Origin of the sequence: Mesorhizobium sp. M8A.F.Ca.ET.181.01.1.1 (assembly GCF_004792025.1) — a bacterium.
In the GTDB taxonomy this organism is placed as follows: Bacteria; Pseudomonadota; Alphaproteobacteria; order Rhizobiales; family Rhizobiaceae; genus Mesorhizobium.
On sequence record NZ_SRTV01000311.1, the window covers coordinates 1 to 286 of the forward strand.

The window sequence follows — 286 nt, forward strand, 5'->3', positions numbered from 1 at the left end:
GTCTTCGCAGCCGATTTCCCTCAGAACGTCGAACAGGTCCTGTTGAGGCACCAGTCCCGCGCCGCGCCCGGCAAGCCCGGATGACGAGCGTTCGTAGACCTTTGCATCGTGTCCGTCCTGCTGAAGCAGTATCGCGGTGAAAAGCCCGGCAAGCGAGCCGCCAGCGATGCGGATTTTCAGTGGTTTCATGGCCGTACCTGCCTTTCGATATCGATCTGGCAATTGTTCGTTCTGTCTTTACGGGAGAAGGCCGGCGGATCGGATATGCCGGCCCTACGGAAGGAGA

At 59.4% G+C, this 286-nt stretch carries 1 pseudogene; it reads right to left on the reverse strand.

Annotated elements, in window-relative coordinates:
• Positions 1 to 189: pseudogene (locus tag EN824_RS34740) on the reverse strand (NAD(P)-binding protein); the annotation flags it as partial.
• Positions 190 to 286: the final 97 nt, after the last annotated feature.